19 protein-coding genes are annotated in these 24,048 nt (G+C 68.2%); 6 read left to right on the top strand and 13 right to left on the bottom strand.

Annotated elements, in window-relative coordinates:
• Positions 1 to 49 precede the first annotated feature (49 nt).
• Positions 50 to 1,645 carry an ABC transporter substrate-binding protein gene (locus BOQ54_RS01140; RefSeq protein WP_055459556.1) on the bottom strand — a complete coding sequence of 532 codons (1,596 nt, stop codon included), beginning with the start codon at positions 1,643 to 1,645 and terminating at the stop codon, positions 50 to 52.
• A gap of 283 nt (positions 1,646 to 1,928) precedes the next feature.
• On the opposite strand from BOQ54_RS01140, the gene BOQ54_RS01135 reads away from it, so the two are divergent.
• Positions 1,929 to 3,101 carry a M20 aminoacylase family protein gene (locus BOQ54_RS01135; protein ID WP_071923088.1) on the top strand — a complete coding sequence of 391 codons (1,173 nt, stop codon included), beginning with the start codon at positions 1,929 to 1,931 and terminating at the stop codon, positions 3,099 to 3,101.
• A 29-nt stretch (positions 3,102 to 3,130) separates the two neighbouring features.
• Here the strand turns inward: BOQ54_RS01135 and BOQ54_RS01130 are convergent, their stop codons facing one another.
• From BOQ54_RS01130 to BOQ54_RS01090, 9 genes are all read right to left on the bottom strand, one after another.
• Positions 3,131 to 3,562, bottom strand: coding sequence for a potassium channel family protein (locus tag BOQ54_RS01130; protein ID WP_071923087.1), 432 nt, complete (start codon positions 3,560 to 3,562; stop codon positions 3,131 to 3,133).
• Positions 3,563 to 3,845: 283 nt separating this feature from the next.
• Positions 3,846 to 4,562, bottom strand: coding sequence for a DUF4198 domain-containing protein (locus BOQ54_RS01125; RefSeq protein ID WP_071924352.1), 717 nt, complete (start codon positions 4,560 to 4,562; stop codon positions 3,846 to 3,848).
• Between the two features lie 26 nt (positions 4,563 to 4,588).
• Positions 4,589 to 5,809 (bottom strand): GTP-binding protein, encoded by a 1,221-nt coding sequence (locus tag BOQ54_RS01120; RefSeq protein WP_071923086.1) that lies wholly within the window; start codon positions 5,807 to 5,809, stop codon positions 4,589 to 4,591.
• A gap of 75 nt (positions 5,810 to 5,884) precedes the next feature.
• A complete protein-coding gene (locus BOQ54_RS01115) occupies positions 5,885 to 6,322 on the bottom strand; it encodes a MerR family transcriptional regulator (protein WP_055459552.1) in 438 nt (145 codons plus the stop codon).
• A 57-nt stretch (positions 6,323 to 6,379) separates the two neighbouring features.
• Entirely contained in the window at positions 6,380 to 7,474 is a 1,095-nt protein-coding gene (locus BOQ54_RS01110; RefSeq protein ID WP_245316329.1) for a M48 family metallopeptidase, read from the bottom strand.
• 18 nt (positions 7,475 to 7,492) lie between these two features.
• Positions 7,493 to 8,050 carry a LemA family protein gene (locus tag BOQ54_RS01105; RefSeq protein ID WP_071923084.1) on the bottom strand — a complete coding sequence of 186 codons (558 nt, stop codon included), beginning with the start codon at positions 8,048 to 8,050 and terminating at the stop codon, positions 7,493 to 7,495.
• A 94-nt stretch (positions 8,051 to 8,144) separates the two neighbouring features.
• Positions 8,145 to 10,076, bottom strand: coding sequence for an adenylate/guanylate cyclase domain-containing protein (locus BOQ54_RS19380; protein ID WP_083585865.1), 1,932 nt, complete (start codon positions 10,074 to 10,076; stop codon positions 8,145 to 8,147).
• 112 nt (positions 10,077 to 10,188) lie between these two features.
• The gene (locus tag BOQ54_RS01095; protein ID WP_055459549.1) at positions 10,189 to 10,743 is read right to left on the bottom strand and encodes an ActR/PrrA/RegA family redox response regulator transcription factor; all 555 of its coding nucleotides are present in this window, start codon (positions 10,741 to 10,743) and stop codon (positions 10,189 to 10,191) included.
• A 104-nt stretch (positions 10,744 to 10,847) separates the two neighbouring features.
• Complete coding sequence (locus tag BOQ54_RS01090) at positions 10,848 to 12,158, bottom strand: ActS/PrrB/RegB family redox-sensitive histidine kinase (RefSeq protein WP_055459653.1); 1,311 nt, start codon at positions 12,156 to 12,158, stop codon at positions 10,848 to 10,850.
• A 309-nt stretch (positions 12,159 to 12,467) separates the two neighbouring features.
• On the opposite strand from BOQ54_RS01090, the gene BOQ54_RS01085 reads away from it, so the two are divergent.
• The 3 genes from BOQ54_RS01085 (at position 12,468) to BOQ54_RS01075 (ending at position 15,823) form a co-directional block, all read left to right on the top strand.
• Positions 12,468 to 13,742 carry a polyhydroxyalkanoate depolymerase gene (locus BOQ54_RS01085; RefSeq protein ID WP_055459548.1) on the top strand — a complete coding sequence of 425 codons (1,275 nt, stop codon included), beginning with the start codon at positions 12,468 to 12,470 and terminating at the stop codon, positions 13,740 to 13,742.
• A gap of 65 nt (positions 13,743 to 13,807) precedes the next feature.
• Entirely contained in the window at positions 13,808 to 14,566 is a 759-nt protein-coding gene (locus BOQ54_RS01080; RefSeq protein ID WP_071923083.1) for a M48 family metallopeptidase, read from the top strand.
• A gap of 90 nt (positions 14,567 to 14,656) precedes the next feature.
• Positions 14,657 to 15,823 carry a multidrug effflux MFS transporter gene (locus BOQ54_RS01075; protein ID WP_083586013.1) on the top strand — a complete coding sequence of 389 codons (1,167 nt, stop codon included), beginning with the start codon at positions 14,657 to 14,659 and terminating at the stop codon, positions 15,821 to 15,823.
• Positions 15,824 to 15,828: 5 nt separating this feature from the next.
• On the opposite strand, the gene BOQ54_RS01070 is transcribed toward BOQ54_RS01075, so the two are convergent.
• Positions 15,829 to 17,868 carry a penicillin-binding protein 1A gene (locus BOQ54_RS01070; protein ID WP_145979794.1) on the bottom strand — a complete coding sequence of 680 codons (2,040 nt, stop codon included), beginning with the start codon at positions 17,866 to 17,868 and terminating at the stop codon, positions 15,829 to 15,831.
• 609 nt (positions 17,869 to 18,477) lie between these two features.
• On the opposite strand from BOQ54_RS01070, the gene BOQ54_RS01065 reads away from it, so the two are divergent.
• Positions 18,478 to 20,346 carry a potassium/proton antiporter gene (locus BOQ54_RS01065; protein WP_071923081.1) on the top strand — a complete coding sequence of 623 codons (1,869 nt, stop codon included), beginning with the start codon at positions 18,478 to 18,480 and terminating at the stop codon, positions 20,344 to 20,346.
• A 63-nt stretch (positions 20,347 to 20,409) separates the two neighbouring features.
• Here BOQ54_RS01065 and BOQ54_RS01060 read toward each other — a convergent pair whose 3' ends face one another.
• Both BOQ54_RS01060 and BOQ54_RS01055 read right to left on the bottom strand, forming a co-directional pair.
• Entirely contained in the window at positions 20,410 to 22,053 is a 1,644-nt protein-coding gene (locus tag BOQ54_RS01060) for a phosphoenolpyruvate carboxykinase (RefSeq protein WP_432431517.1), read from the bottom strand.
• A 406-nt stretch (positions 22,054 to 22,459) separates the two neighbouring features.
• The gene (locus BOQ54_RS01055) at positions 22,460 to 23,191 is read right to left on the bottom strand and encodes a HugZ family protein (protein ID WP_145979699.1); all 732 of its coding nucleotides are present in this window, start codon (positions 23,189 to 23,191) and stop codon (positions 22,460 to 22,462) included.
• Between the two features lie 143 nt (positions 23,192 to 23,334).
• Here BOQ54_RS01055 and BOQ54_RS01050 point away from each other — a divergent pair, with 143 nt between their 5' ends.
• The gene (locus tag BOQ54_RS01050; RefSeq protein WP_019403632.1) at positions 23,335 to 24,033 is read left to right on the top strand and encodes a response regulator transcription factor; all 699 of its coding nucleotides are present in this window, start codon (positions 23,335 to 23,337) and stop codon (positions 24,031 to 24,033) included.
• Positions 24,034 to 24,048: the final 15 nt, after the last annotated feature.

Here is a 24,048-nt window from a genome sequence, read left to right as displayed (position 1 = left end):
CGGTTCGCCTTGGACAAGGCTGCACGCCGGCGTGCAGCCTTTCGCCCCCTTACTCCTTGGTCACCCAGTAGAACAGGAACTGGTTGTCGGCGCGCTGCACCACCTTGGTGTTTTTGGCGACACCCCAGGCCAGCGCCTGCTGATGCAGCGGCACATAGCCCCAGTCCTCTTCCTGGCCGAGGGTATAGGCCGCTTTGATGAGCTCGTTGCGCTTCTTGGTATCCGTCTCGCCGAGGACCTGCTTGATCAATTCCTCCATCTTCGGGTTGCAGTAGTTGCCGAGGTTGTTGTTGCCGCCGTTGCCCTTCTCGTCGCGGCAGCGGTACATGTTGGCGAGGACGTTGTAGGAATCGAAGGAGCCCGGCGTCCACCCCAGCAGGTAGAACGAGGTGTCGTAGCCGCCGGCGGCGAGCACCTTGGCGAAGTACTTGGCCTTGGGCTGGGCGTTGAGGTTCACCTTGATGCCGACGCGTGCCAGCATGCCGACCACCGCCTGGCAGATCCGCTCGTCGTTGACGTAGCGGTCGTTCGGGCAGTCCATACCGACCTCGAAGCCCTCGCCGTAGCCGGCCTCCGCAAGAAGCTTCTTGGCCCCTTCGGGATCGGCTGCAGGTCGCTTGAAGTCCTCCGACAGGTCGAACAGCAGCGGCGAGATCATCAGCGCGCTCGGCGTCGCGGCGCCGCGCATGACCTTGTCCTTGATGACCTCGATGTCGATGGCCTTGTACACGGCCTCGCGCACGCGCTTGTCCTTGAAGGGGTTCTTGCCCTTCACGTTGGAATAGAGGAGTTCGTCGCGATACTGGTCGAAGCCGAGGAAGATGGTGCGCAGTTCCGGCCCCTGCATGACCGAGGCGTTGGCGCTCGCATTGACACGGTCCACGTCCTGCAGCGGCACGGGGTCGATCCAGTCCACCTCGCCGGAGAGAAGGGCGGCGACGCGCGTCGCATCGGAGGCGATCGGCGTGAAGATGGCCTCGGTCAGATTGTGCTGCGGCTTGTCCCACCAGGCCGGGTTGGGTTTCCAGACGGTCTTGACCCCGGGCTGGTGGCTCTCGACCACGAAGGGACCGGTGCCGTTGGCGTTGAGCGCCGCATAGCTCGGCGTGGTCGCGGCAGCGGGGGTCGGCTTGCCGGCGTTGTTCGCCTCCGACCACTCCTTGTCCATGATGTACCAGGTATCCCACTCGTAGTGCAGGATCGGGTTGGGGGCCGGCAGTTCCACGTCGACCGTGTAGTCGTCCACCTTGACGAACTTGGCCTCGGGCGGGATGCGGGTCTTGAGGTCGGACCCGTCGGCACGCACGCGGTCGGCCGAGAACAGCACGTCGTCGGCATTGAAGGCGTTGCCGTTGTGGAATTTCACGCCCTGGCGCAGGTAGAAGCGCCAGCGCTTGCCATCGTCCAGGACCTCCCAGCGTTCGGCGAGGCCCGGAATGATCTTGAGCTCGGGATCGCGTTTGGTGAGGCCCTCGTAGGCCGCGGCATGCATGCCAAGGGTGAAGGTCTCGTTGAGCGTATAAGGATCGAGCGACTTGTAGTCGCCCTGAAAGGCGAAGCGCAGCGTCTTGGCCTGCAGCGGCGCACCGGCCAGCAACAGGCCGGCGAAGGACGCCACGGCAGCCCCCCTGACGAATTTCAGCATGATGGTCCTCTCTGGCACGACCCGTCTTGGCGCGGGTCAAGGCTCGATCTGGGTGGCGGACGCGCCGCCGGCCGTTTCATTCGGCTCTGATGCGAACAATAGACAGTGTCACCTGCAACGGTCTAGTGGCCATTCGGTGCCGTGTCGGACTGCGCATGCGCGCACCGGGCCCTGCGGCCCCGGCCCATGCGCGCTGCGCGGTTGACCTTGCCGGACGGCTTCGTTTTGCTGAGCAAAGCGCGCCCGACCGGGCGCGAGCCAGCCACGAGGGGCCGTTTTTCCCATGCCGAACACCGACCGCATCGCCGCGCTCAAGGACGAGATCACCGCCTGGCGCCGCGATTTTCACAGCAATCCCGAGCTGCTCTACGACGTGCACCGCACCGCCGGCATCGTCGCCGAGAAGCTGGCGTCCTTCGGCTGTGACGAGGTCGTGACCGGTATCGGCCGAACCGGTGTTGTCGGTGTCATCCGCGGGCGCAGGAGCGGCTCGGGCAAGGTCATCGGCCTCAGGGCCGACATGGACGCGTTGCCGATCGAGGAAGAGACGAACCTGCCCTATCGCTCGAAAGTGTCCGGCAAGATGCATGCCTGCGGCCACGACGGCCATACCGCCATGCTGCTCGGCGCGGCACGCTATCTCGCCGAGACGCGCGACTTCGACGGCACCGTGGTCCTCCTCTTTCAGCCCGCCGAGGAAGGCGGCGGCGGCGCGCGGGCCATGATCGAGGACGGGGTGATGGACCGCTTCGGCGTGCAGGAGGTCTATGGCATGCACAACATGCCGGGACTTCCCGTGGGCTCCTTCGCGCTGCGACCCGGCCCGCTGATGGCGGCGGCGGACCGCTTCCGCATCCGCGTCGAGGGCAAGGGCGGCCATGCCGCCAAGCCCAACGAGACCATCGACACCCTCCTCGTTTCGACCCACATCGTCACGGCCCTGCAGTCGATCGTCTCCCGCAACGCCGACCCGCTCGAATCGGCGGTCGTCTCGGTCACCGCCTTCAAGGCGGGCGAGGCCTTCAACGTCATCCCGCAGACGGCCGAGCTCATGGGCACCGTGCGCACGCTGACGCCGGAGCTGCGCGACCTGTGCGAGACGCGGCTGAAGGAGATCGTCACCACCATCGCGCGGGCCTTCGGCGCCACGGCGACGGTCGAGTACGAGCGCGGCTATCCGGTCACGCGCAACCATGCGGCGCAGACGCAATTCGCCGCGGGCATCGCCGCCAAAGTGGCCGCGGGTGCAGGCGCGGTGGACCTTGAGGTGCCGCCGACCATGGGCGCGGAGGACTTCTCCTTCATGCTCGAAGCGCGCCCCGGCGCCTTCATCTTCATGGGCAATGGCGATTCGGCGGGCCTGCACCACCCCGCCTACGACTTCAATGACGAGGCCATCCCCGTCGGCGTCGGCTACTGGGCGACGCTGGTCGAGACGGCAATGCCCGCAAACTGAAGAAACGGGCGCGGCACCTATGCCGCGCCCTAAGCCTTCTCCAGGCCGAGCCGGCGGGCTGCACGCTGCAGCGCGCCGAAGATGAGCGCTGTCGACCAGCCGAAGAGGAGCACGCCGTTCGCCGCCGCCATCGGGCCGAGAAGGCGCCATCCCTCATCGGGCAGGAGGTCGCCGTAGCCGAGCGTCGTATAATTGATGAAGGCGAAGTAGAAATCATTGCCGCTCGCGGGAGCCGCGCCGATGAGGACATAGACGAGGGCCCACAGCGCCACCTCGGCCATGTGCGTCAGCGTCAGCAGGCCGCCGGTGGCACCCATGACGACGGCGAGCGTCAGCCGGCGATGGCGCCGGTGACCGAGGCCGAGCCGGTCAAGCCAATGGACCAGCGCCACCGAGACGAGGGCGTGCAGGCCGACGTTGATCATGCTGACCAACAAGCCGACCGCGATATTCGCCATCATGCCGCTGTCCCCGGGGATCCGACCGCCCGGTCAGGGCGGCCCGATCCGCTATAGCGTCCCGGATGCGGGACCGGAAGGGGGCGATCGACGCCCTGATCCTCCCCGGCACGGGGGAGGTGGCGCTGCGTAGCAGCGACGGAGGGAGCCGCGGCTCAGATTGTGAACACCATTCCCGTCTTGACCCCACCCGTCTCGCGCCTACGGCGCGATCCACCCTCCCCCAAAAGAGGAGGGATCAATTCGCTCCTCATATGCGATTGACCTGATCGCCGCCGTGCCCGGCCTACTCGACGTGCGGCAGCATGAAAGACAGGGTGGCGAACAGGCCCTTGCGGTCGACGTCGGCATCGCCGGGCATCGGCTCGGAGGCGGAGACGGCGATGACGTTGAGGCCGTCGTTGCGCACCACGACGACCACCTTGCCCTCGGCGTCCGTCGTCATCGGCGCGCCGTGGCTCTCGTTGACGTAGTCGGCCATGACGCCCACGCCCGCCAGCGGCTTGCCGTCCTTCAGCACCTGAACGGGCAGGTCGTCACCCGGCTTCAGCGTCATCGGGTCGGCGAGCGGCACGATCTCGAGCGGCAGGCCCTGCGGTGCGAGCGGGCCGCCGGTGCCGGCGAGGACCGTCGTGTTGTATTTGAGCGAATGGCTGACGTTATCCGCATCGGGGACCTCGCGGCGCCCCTTGTTGACCCACTTGCCCTCCCTGGTCTTCGCCCAGAAGCCGCCGTCGAAGACGACGGTGACGACGGCCGCCTCCTCGGCCGGGGCGATGACGACGTTCCTCTCGCGCCGGGCGATCTTCACGGGTGCCGAGGCGCCCGCGGCCGTCCGGGCCGCGACCGCGCTGACCTTGGCAGGATCGTAGGCATCGTCGGAGCCGCCATGGCCGTAGACAATGGCGAGTTCGCCGGTCCGCTGGGCAATCCAGATACCGTGCGCCTGGGCGACCGAGGGAAGGGCGAGCGCAAGCGCCGCCGCGAGAGATAGAAGACGCATGAAATGCTCCCAGAAGAAGAAGGGCGTCACGCCGCCATGGCGCGGCGCCAGGTGGGGAAGGGATCGGCCAGGCCGGCGAAATCGGCGGGGTTGAAGCGCAGGGCATCCGGGCGGCCGACGAGACATTCGTCGAGCGCGGCGCGGATGGTCGCCTCGTCGAGGCCGGCGCCGATGAAGACGAGCTCCTGCCGGCGGTCGCCCCACACGCGGTGCCAGTGGCGGGCGATGAGCCCCTTCCAGCTCTCGTGCTGCGGCCATTGCGCGCGCGGGACCGCGGCCCACCAGAAGCCGAGCGCCTCCGTGCGGCAGATGGCGCCGGCGAGGCTCATCTCGCCCACCCAGTCCGGCCGCGTCGCCAGCCAGCAATGGCCCTTGGCACGGATGAGGCCCGGCCAGGTGCGGGCGAGAAAGGCGCTGAACTTTTCGGGATGGAACGGCCGTCGCGCCCGGTAGACGAAGCTCGTAATGCCGTATTCCTCGGTCTCCGGCACATGGTCGGCATGGCCGAAGAGCTCCTTGTACCAGAGCGGATGGCGGGCGGCCTCCTCCTCGTCGAAGAGGCCGGTGTCGAGGATGGCCTCCGGCTCGACGCGGCAGAAATCCGTCTCGATCAGCCGGGCCGTCGGATTGAGCGCCTTGACGATGGTGCGGGCGCTCTCGCGCTGCCCGGGCGTCGCATCGCCGACCTTGTTGAGGACGATCACGTCGGCGAACTCGATCTGGTCGACGAGCAGGTCAACGAGCGTGCGCTCGTCCTCCTCGCCGGCGGTCTCGCCGCGGTCGCTGAGAAAATCGCGGCTGCCGTAGTCCCGGGTCAGGTTCACCGCATCGACGACGGTGACCATGGTGTCGAGCCGGGCAACGTCCGACAGCGAGCGGTTCTCGCCATCGCGGAAGGAGAAGGTCGCCGCGATCGGCAGCGGCTCGGCAATGCCGGTGCCCTCGATGACGAGATAGTCGAAGCGCCCCGCCTCGGCGAGGCGGCGCACCTCCTCGAGCAGGTCGTCGCGCAGCGTGCAGCAGATGCAGCCGTTGGTCATCTCCACGAGGCGCTCGCCCGTGCGCGCCAGGTCGGCGTCGCCGGCACGCACGAGGTCGGCATCGATATTCACCTCGCTCATGTCGTTGACGATGACGGCCATGCGCCGCCCGTCGCGGTTGTTGAGCAGGTGATTGAGCAGCGTCGTCTTGCCGGCACCGAGGAAGCCCGAGAGGACGGTGACCGGAAGACGACCGTCGACGGTCATGGCAATCTCCAGAATGTAATGTTGTAACGTTACATATCCAAGTCGCCGGACAATGGCAAGAGGGGCCGCAGCCCGTCAGGCCGGTGAGCGATGGTCCTCGTGCAGGCACTGGCCGTGGTCGGCCAGAATCTCGATGACGCGGCAATCGGCGATGGTGCCGTCGCCGCAATGGTCGAGCATGCGGGCGATCTCGTCGCGCAGGGCCACGAGCTGGGCGATGCGCCGCTCGACATCCTTGAGATGCGCACGGGCGATGGCGTCGGCGCCCGAACAGGAGGCTGCCGGGTCGGCCGCCATGGCGATGAGATCGCGGATCGCGTCGACGGAAAAGCCGAGGTCACGGGCGTGCCGGATGAAGCGCAGGCGCCGCACCGCCGTGCCGTCATAGCGCCGCTGCCGGCCCTCGGTGCGCGGCGGCGGCAGCAGGAGGCCGATCTTCTCGTAATAGCGGATGGTCTCGATATTGACGCCCGTCGCCTGCGACAGGGCACCGATCGACAGGTCCTCGGGCATCGTCGTCTCCATACCTGTAAACGCTACAGATATGGACGGACCAGGCGGCCCGCAAGCTCAGCCCCACGGGCCATGCGGCGGCGCCGTGCCGGAGGGAGATGGGTCGGCGTCTGGCCGCCCTGTGATGTGAGGTACTGTCTCGGCCGGCTCGGGCCGCCGGCCGCCGGCAAAGCGCACGAGGGCATCGATACGATCCTCGATGGAGGGATGCGTCGCGAAGAGGTCCGCAAAGCCCGAGCGCGGGTTGTCGACGCACATCTCCATGAGGCCGGACGGCACGTTCGCCAATTCCCCGCGGCCCGAGATCTTGAGCAGCGCCCCGATCATGGCATCCGGGTTCTTGGTGAGCTCCACCGCCCCCGCATCGGCGAGATATTCGCGCGAGCGCGACAGCGCAAAGCGGATGAGGATCGACAGGAACCACGAGAGGAGGATGAGGACGACGGCGATGAGGATGGCGATGGCCGCCGCCCCGCCGCCGCCCTTGCGGCCGCCCGACGATGAAGAGGAGGACGGCCGGGACGACTCGCCGCGCCAAGAGCCGCGCCACGACATGCGCGTCAGGCCGCGGAACATGAGCTCCCCGAAGAAGGAGACGACCCCCGCGATGACGACGGCGATGACCATCAGGCGCACGTCGCCGTTGCGGATATGGGTGAGCTCGTGCGCGAGCACGGCCTCCATCTCGGCATCGGTCAGCGCGCCCATGAGCCCGCGCGTCACGGTGACGGCATATTGCTCCTCGTTGAGCCCGGTGGCGAAGGCGTTGAGCGCCTCGCTCTCCATGACGCTGAGGTGCGGCATGGGCAGGCCGCGCGAGATGCATAGGTTCTCGAGCAGGTTGTAGAGCTTCGGCTCCTCCTCGCGCGTCACCCTGTGCGAGCCGGTCAGAAGCGCGATCATGCCCTGGTGGAACTTCCAGGCGACGGCGAGCCACAGTCCCGTGCCGAGGGTGACCCACGGAAAGGCGGTGAGGAGACCGCCGAACGCACCGCGCAGATAGCCGTCGAGCGTGTCGTCCCGCGTCATCGCCTCGGCAATGAGCGCCCCGGCATAGGTCAGCACATAGACGAGCAGGAACAGCCCGGCGAGCAGCAATCCCGAGCGGATGCGGTTGTTGCGGATGTGGCTGTAGAGGCCGAAGGCGGGCAGCATGCCCGGCCCCCCTCGTCAGAACTTGACCTGCGGGGCGATGTCGAGCTGCTGGCGCGCCGTTTCGCCCACGTCGAAGAACTCGCGCTGGGTGAAGCCGAAGCTCGCGGCGAACAGCACGGCCGGGAAGGCCTGGATGGCAGCGTTGTATTCCGACACGGCATTGTTGAAGAAGCGCCGCGCCGCCGCGAGCTTGTTCTCGATGTCGGAGAGATCGACCTGCAGCTGCTGGAAATTGGTGTTGGCCTTAAGGTCGGGATAGGCCTCGGCGAGGGCGATGAGGCGCCCGAGTGCGCCGCTCAGGGCCTGCTCGGCCGCCGCCTGCTGGGCCGGGCCGTGCGCGCCGAGCGCGGCATTGCGGGCCTGCACGACGGCGTCGAGCGTGCCGCGCTCGTGGGCGGCATAGCCCTTCACGGTCTCGACGAGGTTGGGGATGAGATCGTGCCGCTGCTTCAGCTGGACGTCGATGTCGGCAAAGGCCTGGTTGACCCGCTGACGCAGCGACACGAGGCCGTTGTAGACCATGATCGCATAAAGCACCGCCACGACGACGATGCCGAGAATCGCCCATTCCATCGCAAGACCCTCCTCTGCGCCGCGGCCGGCCGCAGCGGGGCGACGATGCCACGCGCGCAGACGCGCGAAAAGACCGCGTGCGGCATGAGATCATTCAGTCCCGGGCGGCGGGCCGGCGGAAGGTCTCCACCTGCGAGCGGCTGCCGTCGGCGAAGACGAGTTGCACGGAAACGGTGCGCGTGTCGTCGGGGACGATGAGATAGGGCCGCACGTTCGCCGGCACCGCATAAGGATTGCTCTCGTCGCAGGGCGGCAATGGCAGCACGGTCTCCAGCGGACCGCCGTCGATGCCCATCACCGCCCTCTGCAGAGCGCAGCGGTAGCTGACGAGGTGGGTATAGTAGACGAGCGTCGGCCCGTCGGCGCGGAAGGCGATCCAGGCGCCCGGGGTCTGCCTGAGCGCGTCGCGCTGGCCGGCGACGAGCGCCGCATGCGGGTCGAAGTCGATGACGAAGGGCCCGACCGGCCGGCCGGCCGCATCGTCGTACATGACGTAGACGGAGGTCTTCTCCTGGTCGGCCGGCAGGGGAAAGCTCGTCAGCGGCGCCGGCTTGCCGGTGCGCGGGTCGAGGACCTGGCTCGTGCCCGTTACGCGGAATTCGCCCGTGTCGCCAATTCGGTAGCTGATGGCCGTCGCAGGCTCGGGCATGGACAGCGCGGCATGCCAGCCGGCGTTCGAGCGCGTGAAGGAGGCGACCGGCCGCGTCGTGCCGGTGGAGAAGAAGGCCTCCGTCTCGCCCCGGCGCCGGCGCGCATCGTCGAGCCACTCGGCCAGCACCGACTGGTCGAGGAAGAAGGGCGGCAGCCGCCCCTCCTCGTCGGCGGCGAGGAAGCGCTCGAGCGCCTCGAATTCCAGCCGCCGGTCGGTCAGCGTGCGGGTGCCGAGGCGCCCTTCGCCATATTCGCCGGCGAGCAGGTAGAAGGTCGGGGCGAAATCGGGATGGGCGGCGGCGAAGGCCTCGACCTTCGTCCGCCGCTCGGCCCCCTCGAACTGCAAGGCATGGACGAGGGCGGCCGCGCGCGTCGCGCGACGCGCGAGAAGCTCGCCGAAAACCTCCCGCGCGCCGGCCCGCCCCTCCCCTGCGCGCAGCAGCGCCGCAAGGCGCAGGAGGGGATCGATCTGCTCGCCGCCGAGGCGGGCGAGGGCGAGATAGGCACGGCGTGCCTCGGGTGTGTCGCCGCGCGCTTCATAGAGTCGGGCGTTATGGTAGAGTTCGGCGGCGGTCGAGGCGTCGGGCACGATGCCGCCGCGCCGGGCAAGGGCGGCGAAGGCGGCGGCCGGGTCCTGCTCGTCGGCCCCCGCGGCGCCGGTGGCATGGCCGGACGGCGGCGTGCCTGCGGTCAGCGGGGTTGTCGAGGGCGCCCGGCCGGTCAGCGCGCCGGCGGCCCACAGGACGACCGCGACGGCGACAACCACGGCCGCAGCAAGCGCCATCAGCATCGGGGCGCCGGGCCGCGGCAGGGCCGCGAAAAGGCCCCCCAAAGCGCGCCTGTCGGCGACCTCCGCGACCTGCTGCGGCCAAGCGACGACGAAGGCGTGCACGGGCTGCGGAATGTTCTTCACCTCACGCGCGCCGATGTCGCGGAAGGGCACGGAAATCTTGTTCGCCACCGTCTCGTGCACCGAGCGCGAGACGCAGATGCCGCCGGGCTCGGCGAGGCTCTCGAGGCGCGCGGCGATGTTGACGCCGTCACCCAGCATGTCGCCATCCCGCTCGACCACGTCGCCGATGCTGATGCCGATGCGGAACTGCAGCCGCCGATTGGCGGGCAGGCACAGGTTGCGGGTGCGCAGCGATTCCTGGATGTCGATGGCGCAGCGCGTCGCTTCCACTGCGCTGTCGAAGGCGCACATCACCGAATCGCCGGCTGTGTTGAAGATGCGCCCACCGTGCCGGCCGACGAATTCGTCGAACACTTCGCGATAGGCGGCGAGCCGCTGCAGTGTCTCCTCCTCCGCCTCGGCGACGAGCCGCGAATAGCCGGCCACGTCGGCGGCGAGAATGGCGGCGATTCTGCGCTTCATGCCCGAAGGCTCCGGTCCGGCGATGAGCAAGAACTAGAGCAGGCCCCGACCGCCATCCGTGCCGAAACGCACATCCCGGCGCGCATCGCCCGCCCTCCTGCTTGCAACCGGCTCAGCGCGGCGCGCGCTTGGCGAGGATCCGCTGCAGGGTCCGCCGGTGCATGTTGAGCCGCCGCGCCGTCTCGGAGACGTTGCGGCCGCACAATTCGTAGACCCGCTGGATATGCTCCCAGCGCACCCGATCCGCCGACATCGGGTTTTCGGGCGGAGCGGCGCGAACCCCGCCACGCGCCATCAGGGCGGCGTGGATCTCGTCCGCATCGGCCGGCTTGGCGAGATAGTCGTAGGCGCCGAGCTTCACGGCCGAGACGGCAGTGGCGATATTGCCGTAACCGGTCAGCATGATACCGCGGGCGTCGGGCCGGCGCTCCTTGAGGCGCGTGACGACATCGAGGCCGTTGCCGTCGCCGAGCCGCATGTCGATCACCGCGAAGGCCGGCGGATCCTCGTCGATGGCAGCGAGCCCCTCGGCCACCGACTCGGCGGTCCGCACGGAATAACCTCGGCTCTCCATGGCGCGCGCCAAGCGCGTCAGGAATGGCCGATCGTCGTCGACTATGAGGAGGCTCTGGTCGGAACCGGGCTCGCTCGCACTCACCTGCATCATCAACCTCGCTTTGACAGCTGCGCGCGTGCGCGCCAGCTGCACATTTCGACCTCCCGACCCTATAGATAGGACGTTTCGCCTTCCTGTCACGAAAAACCGTGCCGTCAGGCCGCCACACTGGTGCGTTCGAAGGCCGCGCGCGGCCAGGAGACCGTCACGACGGCGCCCTGGGCCGGTGCGGCTGCATTGCGGAAGGCAAGCGTCGCGCCCGAGCGCTCGAGCAGCGTCTTGGCGATGAAAAGGCCGAGGCCGAGGCCCGAGGCCTCGCCGCCGGCCCGCCGGCCGACGCCACGGGTGGTGACGTATGGTTCCCCGAGGCGCAGCAGCACCTCCGGGGCAAAGCCGGCCCCGTCGTCGGCCACGGTGATGGCTACGGTCTCCGCGTCCCAATGGGCGCGGATGTCGACCCTGGAACGGGCGAAATCGAGCGCGTTGTCGACGAGATTGCCGAGCCCGTAGAGCATGCCGGGATTACGGCGGCAGACCGGCTCCGGCGGCTCGCCCGACAAGGACACCGAGATCGGCACGCCGAAGGGCCGCTGCGGCCCGGCCACTTCCTCGATGAGGTGGTGCAGGGTCAGGCTTTCCAGCGGGCTCGCGTCCTCCGTGCCGAGGGAGGTGAGCTTGCCGAGGATGCCGCGGCAGCGCTCCACCTGCTCGCGCAGCAGCGCGATGTCCTCGCCCATGGCGCTCTCGGGGGAGGCCTGCCGGCTGAGCTCCTTGGCGACGAGCGCGATGGTGGCGAGCGGCGTGCCGAGCTCGTGGGCGGCGGCGGCCGCAAGACCGTCGAGCTGCGATAGGTGCTGCTCACGCGCCAGAACCAGCTCGGTCGCGCTCAGCGCGTCAGCGAGCTGGCGAGCCTCCTCAGCGACACGCCAGGCATAGATGCCCGTGAAGCTCAGCCCGAGGAAAATCGCGGCCCAGATACCGGCAGTATAGAGAAAGGGCAGCTGGAACACCTCACCGGGCTGCCAGGGAAGCGGCTGATGCAGGAAGGCGAGTCCGGTGGCGCAGGCCATGGCGAGGAGCCCGAGCGCCAGGGTCCGCCAAGGCGGCAGCGCCGTCGCCGAGATGAGGACCGGCGCGAGGAACAGCAGCGAGAACGGGTTGTCCAGCCCGCCCGTCAGATAGAGCAGCGCCGCAAGCTGCAGGATGTCATAGCCGAGCAGCACCGATGCCGCGCCATCGCCAAGGCGGTGACTGACCGGATAGCGGATGCGCAGGGCGATGTTGAGCCAAGCCGAGACGGCGATGACGAGGAAGCACAGGCCGAACGGCAGGGGAAAACCGAGGCCGAAGTGAACGCCGGCTACCGCCGTGCTCTGGCCGATGACGGCTAGCCAGCGCAGGCGCACCAGCGTGTCGAGCCGCAGTTGCTGCGCGTGTCGGAAGTCGACGAAGGCTTTGTCGGCCATCGGCATGTCCTGCCCTTCTCGCTGCCATCTCTGCGCGCGGCATGAAACGGGCATCGAACCCTGCCCGGTGCCTACCAAGCACGCTGCGCGCGCGGGCACAATGATCGCCTCGTATTCCCATGTGCGTTGCAATAGGCGACAGGCATTCTTTCCGATGGATCAAAGCTGTCCCTTGGACGATTGTTTAATAGGTTGTTGATAACTTAAAGGTTTGAATCGATCCAAATCGGCGATACAGTCGAGGCGATATTGCACTGCAGCATCGCATGTGATTCGCTGCAGCGCGCAAACGAATCTAAGGAGGTGGGAATGAATCTCGCCTACTACTGGTACGAGGCGGCGCATGCGGCGGTCGGTCCCGCCCGGCTCCTGTCCGGCGCGACCCAGGCCGTCTTCTCCGACCCTGCCAACCCCTTGACGAACACTCCCTACGGGCGCTCGGTCTCGGCGGCCTGCGAATTGTTCGAACGGTCGACGCGCCGCTACGGCAAGCCCGAGTTCGGCTTCACGACCACTGCCGTCGGCGGGCAGCGCGCCCGTGTGCGCGAACGCATCGTCTGGCAGCGACCGTTCTGCAATCTCGTCCATTTCGACCGGTCGATGCCGGGAGGTACCCCGAACCAGCCGAAGATGCTCGTGGTGGCGCCCATGTCGGGTCACTATGCGACGCTGCTGCGCGGAACGGTCGAGACCTTCCTGCCGACGCACGAGGTCTACATCACCGACTGGGCGGACGCGCGCATGATCCCGCTGTCCGAGGGCCGGTTCGACCTCGACGACTACATCGACTACGTCATCTCCATGCTGCACGTGCTCGGCCCGGACGTGCATGTCCTCGCCGTCTGCCAGCCGGCGGTGCCGGTGATCGCGGCCATCGCGCGCATGGAGGCGCAGAACGATCCGTTCGTGCCGCGCTCGATGACGCTGATGGGCGGTCCGATCGACACGCGCCGCTCGCCCACCGCCGTGAACAAGCTCGCCGAGGAACGCGGCACCGAGTGGTTCCGCCGCAACTGCATCTTCCGCGTGCCGTTCCCGAACCCGGGCTTCATGCGCTCGGTCTATCCCGGCTTCCTGCAGCTCTCGGGCTTCATGGCCATGAACCTCGACCGGCACATCTCGGCCCATCTCGAGATGTTCAACCACCTCGTCGAGGGCGACGGCGATTCGGCCGACAAGCACCGGGACTTCTACGACGAATATCTCGCCGTCATGGACCTCACGGCGGAGTTCTACCTGCAGACGGTCGACACGGTCTTCGTCCGCCAGGCCCTGCCGAAAGGCGAGATGATGCACCGCGACAAGCCTGTCGACCTCACCGCCATCCGCCGCGTCGCGCTGATGACGGTGGAGGGCGAGAAGGACGACATCTCGGGTGTCGGGCAGACCGAGGCGGCACACGACCTGTGCGTCAACATCCCGGTGGAGATGCGGGTCCATCACCTGCAGAAGAGCGTCGGACACTACGGCGTGTTCAACGGCTCGCGCTTCCGCGCCGAGATCGCGCCGCGCATCGCCGATTTCATCGCCACGATCGAAGCGATGCACGGCAAGAGGAAGCCGCGGCGCGTCGCAGCCGAGTGAGCGGACGGGCCACGGCCCTCCGCATTTCTGGTGACGGGTTCCGGCCGAATCGCCATCATCCGCTCATGCGAAGCCTCTTCCGGCGCATCAAGCCTCCCGACGATCGCACCGGCGATCCGGACCATATCCTCGTCCGCCATGCGGGCGAGGACTACCGGGTCAGGGTGAAGCGGCGCGCCGGCGCGCGGCGGATCACGCTGCGCGTCTCGGGGGCGACCGGCGAGGCCATCCTCACCTTGCCCGAGCGCACGCCCTTCGCGCGCGCCCGGCAATTCGCCGACGCCCACGGCGGCTGGCTGGCGACGCGGCTCGAGCGGGTGCCGGAGCGCGTGCCCCTGCTGCCCGGCGCGCTGGTGCCGCTACGCGGCGAGCCGCACCGCATCGTCCACCTTGCGGGACAGCGCTCGCCCGCTGCGGCGGGCCGCGACGGCGACGGGGCGGCCATCATCAGCGTCGGCGGCGAGGCGGCGCACGTGCCGCGGCGGCTGCGCGATTTCCTCGTGCGCGAGGCCGAGCGCGACCTGCGGGCAGCGGTCGAGCGGCACACGAACACCCTCGGCCGCAAGGCGAGCGCCGTCACCATCCGCGACACGACGAGCCGCTGGGGCTCATGCAGCGCCGCGGGGCGCCTCAACTTCTCCTGGCGGCTTATCCTCGCGCCGCCCTTCGTGCTCGATTATCTCGCCGCGCACGAGGTGGCGCATCTCAAGGAGATGAACCATTCCGTGCGCTTCTGGCGGCTGACGAAGGCATTGTGCCCGCGTACGGACGAGGCCGAGGCCTGGCTCAAGCGCCATGGCACCGCCCTCCATCGCTACGGCTGAAGGCTCGACAGGCGCCCGCGACGCCTAGAGGATGATGCCCTCACTCCCGGCTGACCGGTTCCCATGCGCCTTTCACCCGACACCCTCGCGATGACCGCGACGCTTGCCCTGCTGACCGCGCTCGGGCCACTGTCGACGGACATGTACCTGCCCTCGCTGCCCGCCATTGCCGCCTTCTTCAATACCGGCGCGGCCGAGGTGCAGATGACCTTGTCCGCCTTCCTCTTCGGCTTCGCGGCCGGCCAGTTCGTGCACGGGCCGCTGTCCGACCATTACGGCCGCCGGCCGGTGCTGCTCGCCGGACTCGGTCTCTTCGCCGCAGCGACCGCAGCCTGCGCACTGGCTCCCTCGATCGAATGGCTGACAGCTGCGCGCTTCGCCCAGGCGCTCGGCGCCTCGGGGCCGATCGTGCTCGCCCGCGCGGTCGTGCGCGATCTCTACGAGGGGCCGCGGGCGGGACGCGAACTCTCCCGCATGGGCACGATCATGGGCCTCGTGCCAGCGCTCGCTCCTGCCCTCGGCGGCGTCCTGCAGGCGCACTACGGCTGGCGGGCGAGCTTCGTCGTCGCCCTCGCCTGCGGTCTCGTTCTCGCCGCCGTCGTGGCCGCAGCCTTGCCCGAGACCCTGCGGCGCCGCCCCGAAGGGCAGCTGTCGCTGGCCCGCATCGGCGGCGAATTCCGCATCGTCATCGCGAGCCGGCTCTACCGCGTCTACGTCGGCCTCGCCGCCCTGACCTATGCCGGGCTGTTCAGCTTCATCTCCGGCTCGTCCTTCGTGCTGCAGAATCTCTATGGCCTCGGCGAGATCGCCTTCGGCCTGTCCTTCGGCACGGTGGTGATCGGCTATATCAGCGGCACGGTGCTGGCCCAGCGGCTCGTCGGCCGACACGGGCTCGACGGCACCATCGCCCTCGGCACGGCCTGCCTCGCCGCCGGCGGCCTCGTGATGCTGGCGTTCGCGCTCGCTGGCGTCGCCTCGGTCTTTGCCGTGGTCCTGCCCATGGCCGTCTACACCTTCGGCGTCGGCCTCGTGATGCCGCAGACAGCAGCGTCAGCCATGATGCCCTTTCCGGAGCGGGCAGGTGCGGCCTCCTCCCTGCTCGGCATCTGCCAGATGACATTTGCGGCCCTCATCGGGCTCTATGTCGGCCACGTCGTGGCCGACTCCGCCGTGCCACTCGCGGCGATCATCACGATGATCGGGGTCGGGGCCCTTGCCCTCTTCACGGGTAGCCGGCACATCCGCGCCGGGGCCTGATCGCCTCACCCGCCGAAGAGCATCTCCAGCAGACCGCGCTGACGCTGTGGCGCAGCAGCCTGGGCAGGCGGGCTGCCGACGGCCGCCGGCGGAGGAGCACCGGCATAGCCACCATCAGCGACGAGCGCTTCGTCGTCGGCGGGCGGCAGGCGGTTGAACGGCCCACCGGGCAGCGGCACCGGAGATTGGCCCTTCAGGGCCGCGGTCATGTAGGTCTTCCAGATCTCGGCGGGCAAGTTTGCGCCCGAGGCCTTCTTCGTCGGCTTGCTGTCGTCGTTGCCGAGCCACACACCGGTGACGAGGCTGCCAGTATAGCCGAGGAACCACGCGTCACGATATTCCTGGCTGGTGCCCGTCTTGCCTGCGGCTTCCCAGCCGGCGAGCTCGGCGCGGCGGCCGGTACCCGTCAGCAGGGTCTGGCGCAGCATCATGTTCATGTCGGCCACATGCTGCGGTTCGATGACGCGGCCAAGATCGGTCGGCGTGCGCTGGAACAGCACCTTGCCGTCCGGCGTCTTCACCTCGCGGATGAGATAGGGGATGACACCCGTGCCACCATTGGCGAAGGCGGCATAGGCGGCGACGAGCTCGATGGGCCGCACCTCGGAGGTGCCGAGCGACAGCGACAGGTTGGGCTGCAGCGGCGAGGTGATGCCGAGGCGCTGGGCCGTCCGCACCACCGCCTTCGGTCCCATCTCGGCGATGAGCTGCGCCGTGACCGTGTTGATCGACCGCGCCAGTGCCGTCGTCAGCGTCACGGGGCCGGCATATTTGCGGCTCGCATTCTCGGGGCGCCAGCCGTTGAGGTTGACCGGCCCGTCCTCGCGCACCGTGTCCGGCGTCAGCCCGTTCTCGAGCGCGGCGAGATAGACGAAGGGCTTGAAGGAGGAGCCCGGCTGGCGCATCGCCACGGTCGCGCGGTTGAACTGGCTCTGGCCGTAGTTGCGACCGCCGACAAGGGCGCGGATGCCGCCGTCGGTGGCGAGCGAGACGAGGGCCCCCTGGCCGACGCCGTACTTGCCGCCCTGCTTGTCGAGCGCCTCGACGAGCGCTCTCTCGGCCGCGCGCTGCATGCCGACATCGATGGTCGTCTCGACCACGACGTCCTGCTGGACGGGACCAATGAAGTCTTCCAGCACATCCATGACGTAATCGGCGGCATAGTTGGCCGAGCCGGCGCCGCGCGGCTTGATGGCCGTGGCCGGCTCCATCAGCGCGCTCTTGGCCGCGACCTCGGTGATGAAGCCCTCGTCCGCCATGGCCGAGAGCACGAGCTGGGCTCGCTTCTCGGCCCCGTCCGGGTTGCGGTTGGGGGCAAGGCGCGACGGGGCCTGGACGAGGCCGGCCAGCATCGCCGCCTCGGACAGGGACACCTCGCGGGCCGACTTGCCGAAATAGCGCAGAGCCGCCGCCTCGACGCCGTAGGAGCCGGCACCGAAATAGACCCGGTTGAGATAGAGCTCCAGGATCTCGTTCTTGGTGAACTTCTGCTCCAGCCACAGCGCCAGGATCGCCTCCTGGATCTTGCGCGAGATCGTGCGGTCCTGGGTGAGGAAGAGATTCTTGGCGAGCTGTTGCGTCAGCGTGGAACCGCCTTGGGTGACGCCGCGCGAGGTCACGTTGCGCAACATGGCGCGCGTGATGCCGAGCGGATCGACGCCGAAATGGTCGTAGAAGCGCCGGTCCTCGATGGCGATGAAGGCCTTCGGCAGATAGGGCGGCAGTTCGGAAAGCTTCACCTCGCGCCCGCCCATGTCGCCGCGGTTGGCGATCAGTGTTCCGTCGGAAGCGGCAATGGCGACGTTCGGCGGACGCTTCGGCACCGTCAGCTGGTCGATGGGCGGCAGCTGCGCGAAATGATAGGCGACGACGCCCGCAACGGCGATGCCGCACCAGATGGCGAGCACGACGCAGCTGCGCACGACCCAGCCGAGGAACGAGCGCCGCCGGCGGCCGCCGCCGCGACGCGCCCCGCCCGAGCCACTACCCCCCCTGCCGCGCCCGCCGCCCTTGCGGAAGCGGTGACCCGCCGCATGCCTCGCCATGACGTCATCCTCGTGGAAAAGGTCGTCCTCGGGAAGGCCCTCCCCCAGGTTGCCGCCGGGAACCTCCGTGCGGGCAGGTGCCGCCGAGAACGCTGGCTCGCGCCGCTCCTGCGGACGGTCCGGCGACGGGCGGGCCGTGCGGCGCGGCGCGCCGATGGCGATACCAGTGGGCCGGTCGTCCGGCGACAGGCGCAGGTCGAACCCGTCATTGACGGTACCGGGCCGCGTCTGACCCTGCGAACCGGGCATGGGCCGCCGATCGTGCCATTGGTTGAACGCCATGTCTCTCCGTTTGCGCGAGCCGCAACGCGCGGCCACTTGCAGGGCAGCGTCTCAACCAAGCTATAAATGTGGCGGATTAAGGGGCGGTTACCCCGGCGTCGCCCGGGGACCGCTGGAGTGCGGCACAGCCGCAACACCCGCAGAACAATACGGCCTGCCGTACCATTCTGCGCGATTTTGCCTGAATTCCGGCTTTACGGGCTGTCATATGAAAGAGCGATTCGGCATTCGCCGGATTCTGGTTCAACCTCAGGTAACATTCCTTCTTCCGCCGGCCGGCGCGATTTCGCTCCGGGCGGCAGCAATGGCGCCCGCTCCGAAAGACGCATGACCAGCATCGTCGTTCTCAACTCTCTGCTTCTGTTCGGCGCGGGCCTGGTCGTCGTGGGCATCGCTTCGAGCCTCGTCGCCTCGCGCTTCGGCGCGCCGCTGCTGCTCGTCTTCCTCGCCATCGGCATGCTGGCGGGCGAGAACGGCATCGGCGGCATTCACTTCAGCGACTACCGCGCCACCTATCTCGTCGGCTCGCTGTCGCTCGCCATCATCCTCTTCGACGGCGGGTTGCGCACGCGTTTCGCCGGCATCCGCGGGGCCGTCGCGCCGGCAGCACTGCTGGCCACGGCCGGGGTCGTCATCACGGCGGGGCTCACCGGGTTCGTCGCCATGCTGGTGCTGGACCTGCGACCGATCGAGGCGCTCCTCGTCGGTTCGGTGGTCGCCTCGACGGATGCGGCTGCGGTCTTCTTCCTGCTGCGTGCCGGCGGCCTGCAGCTGAAACGACGGGTCAACGCGACGCTGGAGGTCGAATCGGCGACCAACGATCCGGCCGCCGTTTTCCTCGTCGTCCTTCTGGTGCAGCTCATCGGCGCGGACGGCACCTCGTCCGTGGCCGACCTCGTCGATCTCCTGCTGCGTCAGGGCATTGTCGGTGCGGCGGCGGGGATCGCGGGCGGCTTCGCCATCACCTTCGTGCTCAACCGCGTCACCTTTCCCTCGGGCCTGCACCCCTTGCTCGTCGTCGCCAGCGCCGTCGCGATCTATGCGATGACGTCGCTCGCCAGCGGGTCGGGATTTCTCGCCGTCTACCTCGCCGGAATCATCGTGGGCAACCGGCCCGTCAGGGCCTTCGCCTCGATCCTGAGCTTTCACAACGCGGCGACCTGGCTGTGCCAGATCGTCATGTTCCTGATGCTCGGCCTGCTCGTGACGCCCGCCGATCTTCTCGGGCATGCCGTGCCGGCGCTGGCGATCGCACTCTTCCTCATCTTCATCGGACGCCCCGTGGCGGTCTGGCTTTGTCTGACGCCCTTCCGCTTCCCGGTGCGCGAGAAGCTCTTCATCTCCTGGGTCGGCCTGCGCGGGGCCGTTTCGATCTTCCTTGCCGCCATCCCCATGTTGTCGCAGCTGCCGCAGGCTGAGGTCTATTTCAACGTCGCCTTCTTCGTCGTGCTGGTCTCATTGCTTCTGCAGGGCTGGACCGTGACCCGCGCGGCGCAGAGCACCGGCGTGGCGCTCGCCGACCCGGCGCCGGAGGTGAGCCGCGTCGAGATCGACCTGCCGGGCCAGCTCGACTACGAGATGGTTGGCTATCCCGTGCTCGCCGACAGCCCGGTGATGGACCGGGGCGGGCTGCCGCCCTGGGCGCGCGCGGTGCTCATCGTGCGGCGCAACGCCGTCCTCACCCCGGAGGAGGCCGGGGTGCTGCGCGTCGGCGACTACGGCTATTTCCTGGCACCGCCGCAGCGCGTCAACCGGCTCGACCGCCTGTTCGCCCCCTTCGAGGGCCACCAGGGGCGGGCCTCGGCCGGCGTGTTCAGCTTCGGTCCGGAGATCAGGCTGGGTGAGCTTGCGCAAACCTACGGCATCGCAGTCGACGAGGACATCAGCGACCAGACGGTTGGTAGCCTGTTCAGCGACACCTTCGAGGAGGGGGTGCGCGAGGGCGACCGCATCGCGCTCGGCCCGGTGACGCTCGTCGCCCGCGGCGTCGACGACGGCGTCGCCCATACGATCTCGCTCATCCTCGACAGCGAGGATGCGGATGTGGCCGCCGTTGTACCGACGACGCGGGTGGAGCGCCTGATGGCCGGGACGCTCGCGCGCCTCGCCCCGCTGCAGGTCCGCCTCACCGGAATCGCCGGCCGTCTCGCGCACCGACTGCGAGCCGCTCTCTCGAAGCGCGACGAGCGCCTCTGACGGGCCCGCTTTAGGGCGCCGCCCGGAGGCGCGGGCGCGTCTCGCGCACCGGCAAGCCGTTGATCAGGCCGCGATCGACAGATCGGGGCCGGCCGAACGCACGTCGGCGTCGACGTGATCCTCGAACTTCTTGAAATTGTCCCGGAACATGCTGACGAGGCGCTTCGCCGTCTCGGCGAACTCGGCCTTGCTGGCCCAGGTCTTCACCGGATAGAGGATGTGCGGCTCGACACCGGGCACTGACGTCGGCACGGCGAAGCCGAAATAGGGATCCTGCCGGAAGTCGGCCCGGTTCAGCGAGCCGTCGAGCGCCGCCGTCAGGAGCCGCCTTGTGACGCGGATCGGCATGCGCCGGCCGACGCCGTACTTGCCGCCCGTCCAGCCGGTGTTGACGAGCCAGCAATCGACCCCGTGCTTGGCGATGAGGTCGCGCAGCAGATTGCCGTAGACCGAGGGGTGGCGCGGCATGAACGGCGCGCCGAAGCAGGTCGAGAAGGTGGCCTCAGGATCCTTCACGCCCTTCTCCGTGCCGGCGACCTTCGCCGTGTAGCCGGAGAGGAAGTGATACATGGCCTGGGCCGGCGTCAGCTTGGCGATGGGCGGCAGGATGCCGAAGGCGTCACAGGTGAGCATGACGATATTCTTCGGCATGCCAGCGCGGCCCGTTGCGCTCGCATTCGGGATGAAGTCGAGCGGATAGGCGCAGCGCGTGTTCTCGGTCTTCGAGCCGTCGTCGAAATCCGGCGCGCGCGTCAGCGGATCGAGCGCGACGTTCTCGAGGATGGTGCCGAAGCGCTCGGTGGTCGCGTAGATCTCGGGCTCGGCCTCGCGCGACAGGCGGATGGTCTTGGCATAGCAGCCGCCCTCGAAATTGAAGACGCCGCCGGCGCTCCAGCCGTGCTCGTCGTCGCCGATGAGCGTGCGCGAGGGATCGGCCGATAGCGTCGTCTTGCCGGTGCCGGACAGGCCGAAGAAGACCGCGACATCGCCGCGCTCGCCGGCATTGGCGGAGCAGTGCATCGGCATCACGCCCTTTCCGGGCAGGGCGTAGTTGAGGAAGGTGAAGACCGACTTCTTCATCTCGCCGGCATAGGACGTGCCGCCGATGAGGACGATGCCGCGCGAGAAATCACAGGCGATCACGGTCTGCGAGCGCACGCCGTGGCGCGCGGGATCGGCCCGGAAGGACGGCAGGTCGACGATGGTGAGCTGCGGCGCGAAGCGGGCGAGCTCACTCTCGTCGGGGCGGATCAGGAGGTTGCGGATGAAGAGCGAGTGCCACGCATATTCCGTGAAGACACGGGCATTGACGCGATAGGCCGGGTCGGCCCCGCCGTAGAGATCCTGTGCAAAGAGTTCCTTGCCCTCGGCATGGGCGAGGAAATCGGCGAGCAGCGCGTCGAACTGATCCGGCGTGATGGCGCCGTTGTTGTCCCACCAGACCTCATCGCGCGTCGCATCGTCCTTGACGATGAACTTGTCCTTCGGGCTGCGGCCGGTATGGACGCCGGTCTCGGCCGCAAGGGCGCCGCCCCTGGCGAGCATCGCCTCGCCGCGCTTGAGCGCTTCCTCATAGAGGCGCGGGGCCTCGAAGTTCCAGAAAACGCGCTTGAGCCGTTTGAAGCCGAAGCTCTCGGCGCCGCATGCGCCGTTGAATACGCCGACGTTGTCCACGAATGACCTCCTTGCGCCCCCGCCGCCACGCATGATGGACCTTGAAGCCGCGAGACTTGTATCCGCGCGCCGCAGCCGCCGGAACCATCGATGCCCGGCATATGGCAGACTTTCAAGTGCGGTGACAGACCGCTCGTTCCATCGAATCGATTGAAGGGAATTGCTCCCTTGCCGGCAACGGCGTGCGGCCGCGAAGCGTGACCGGTGAAGATCCGACGCTCCCTTCTGGCGGCGCCGCGGCGTTGAAGCACAATCGCACCCGCCGTCATGCCCGCGCTCGTCGCGGGCATCCACGCCTAGAAAGTTCTACAACGTCAAAGGCGTGGATGGCCGGGTCAAGCCCGGCCGAGACCGTGGAAAGGTCTGCGCTGCATTGCCGACGCCGTCAGCCACTCGGGCTAAAGCCGGACAGGCCGGCCGGCGGTATCTGTCGCATGCGTCAGCGCCGGCGCGCCTCGGCGGCGAGATCCTTCAGCACCTGCCGCAGTTCGCCCGGTGCCCCGATCGGGGCCGGGAAGTCCAATCTCCCGGTCAGATCGCCGCAGACGAGATCGAGGCCGCGCCGGTCGATGCCGCTCGCGCGCCAGTTTCCCTCGGGCAGGCCGAGCAGCTTCGTCGCATAGAGGGCGAGGGCATCGGCATGATCCTCGTTCATATGCGCGACGGCGCCGGCCTCGTTCTCGACGAGGTGCTCCGCGCCGGCCAGGTCATCGACGAGGTCCTGCGGCGCAAGGTCGACGATGCGGCCGAAGCCGGCGACGAGATGGGCTCCGGTGATCTCGATGCGGTAGAAGGCGAAATCCTTGAAGCCGGCATAGCCGGCCGACAGGGGATGGCGGGCGAGAAAGCGGCGCTTCAGAGCCTCGTCGTCGCTCGCGACGGCGCGGCCGGCGAGGGTGATGCGCGGATGGGCGCTCGGATCCCCTGCGCCAACCTGCGTCAGGAGCAGCGACACGCGCGCGTCGCGGGCGATGTTCTGCGTGTGCAGGGCGAGCGTCGAGATGAGAGTGACGGGCGTGCCGTCGATCGCCGTCGCGACATTGACGAGGGACACATAGGGCGCGCCGTCGGCCGCGAGCGTCCCCAGGGCACCGAAGCGGGCACGGCGCAGGAGGTGGGCGGCAGCGGAGCGCGGATCGAACGCGGCGGTTGAATCGGCGGCGGCGAACATCAATATTGTCTCCGGTAAAGGGGCGGACATGGCGTTATGCGCCCGAACGCTGTAGGATCACCCGGCAGTCATCGTCATATTTCGGCCGTCCTCGTCCCGCAGGAGGCTCGGCTTCACTGATGCCTGCGAACGAGCGAGCCAGTATGCCGACAATCGCCCTCGTCGACGACGACCGCAATATCCTGACCTCCGTTTCCATTGCACTGGAAGCCGAGGGGTACCGCATACAGACGTATACGGACGGTGCGTCGGCCCTGGACGGCCTCAAGGCCAACCCGCCGGATCTCGCCATCCTCGACATCAAGATGCCGCGCATGGACGGCATGGAGCTGCTGCGCCGCCTGCGCCAGAAGACGGACATGCCCGTGATCTTCCTCACCTCCAAGGACGAGGAGATCGACGAGTTGTTCGGACTCAAGATGGGCGCCGACGACTTCATCCGCAAACCCTTCTCGCAGCGCCTCCTCGTGGAGCGCGTTAAGGCCGTGCTGCGGCGCGTGAGCCCGCGAGAGCAGGGGACGGTTCGCGAGAGCGACGCGAAGGTGCTGGAGCGAGGCCTTCTCAAGATGGATCCGGAGCGCCATACCTGCACGTGGAAGAACGATCCCGTCACGCTGACGGTGACCGAGTTCCTCATCCTGCAGGCGCTGGCGCAGCGCCCCGGCGTCGTGAAGAGCCGCAACGCGCTGATGGACGCGGCCTATGACGACCAAGTCTATGTCGACGACCGCACCATCGACAGCCACATCAAGCGCCTGCGCAAGAAGTTCAAGGCCGTCGACAACAGCTTCGACATGATCGAGACGCTGTACGGGGTCGGCTACCGATTCAAGGAAACCTGACGGCAGATGGGCACG

This window comes from Chelatococcus daeguensis, assembly GCF_001887265.1.
Taxonomy (GTDB): domain Bacteria; phylum Pseudomonadota; class Alphaproteobacteria; order Rhizobiales; family Beijerinckiaceae; genus Chelatococcus_A; species Chelatococcus_A sambhunathii.
Note: the sequence above shows the minus strand (reverse complement) of the source record. Positions and strands in the feature narration are given on the sequence as shown.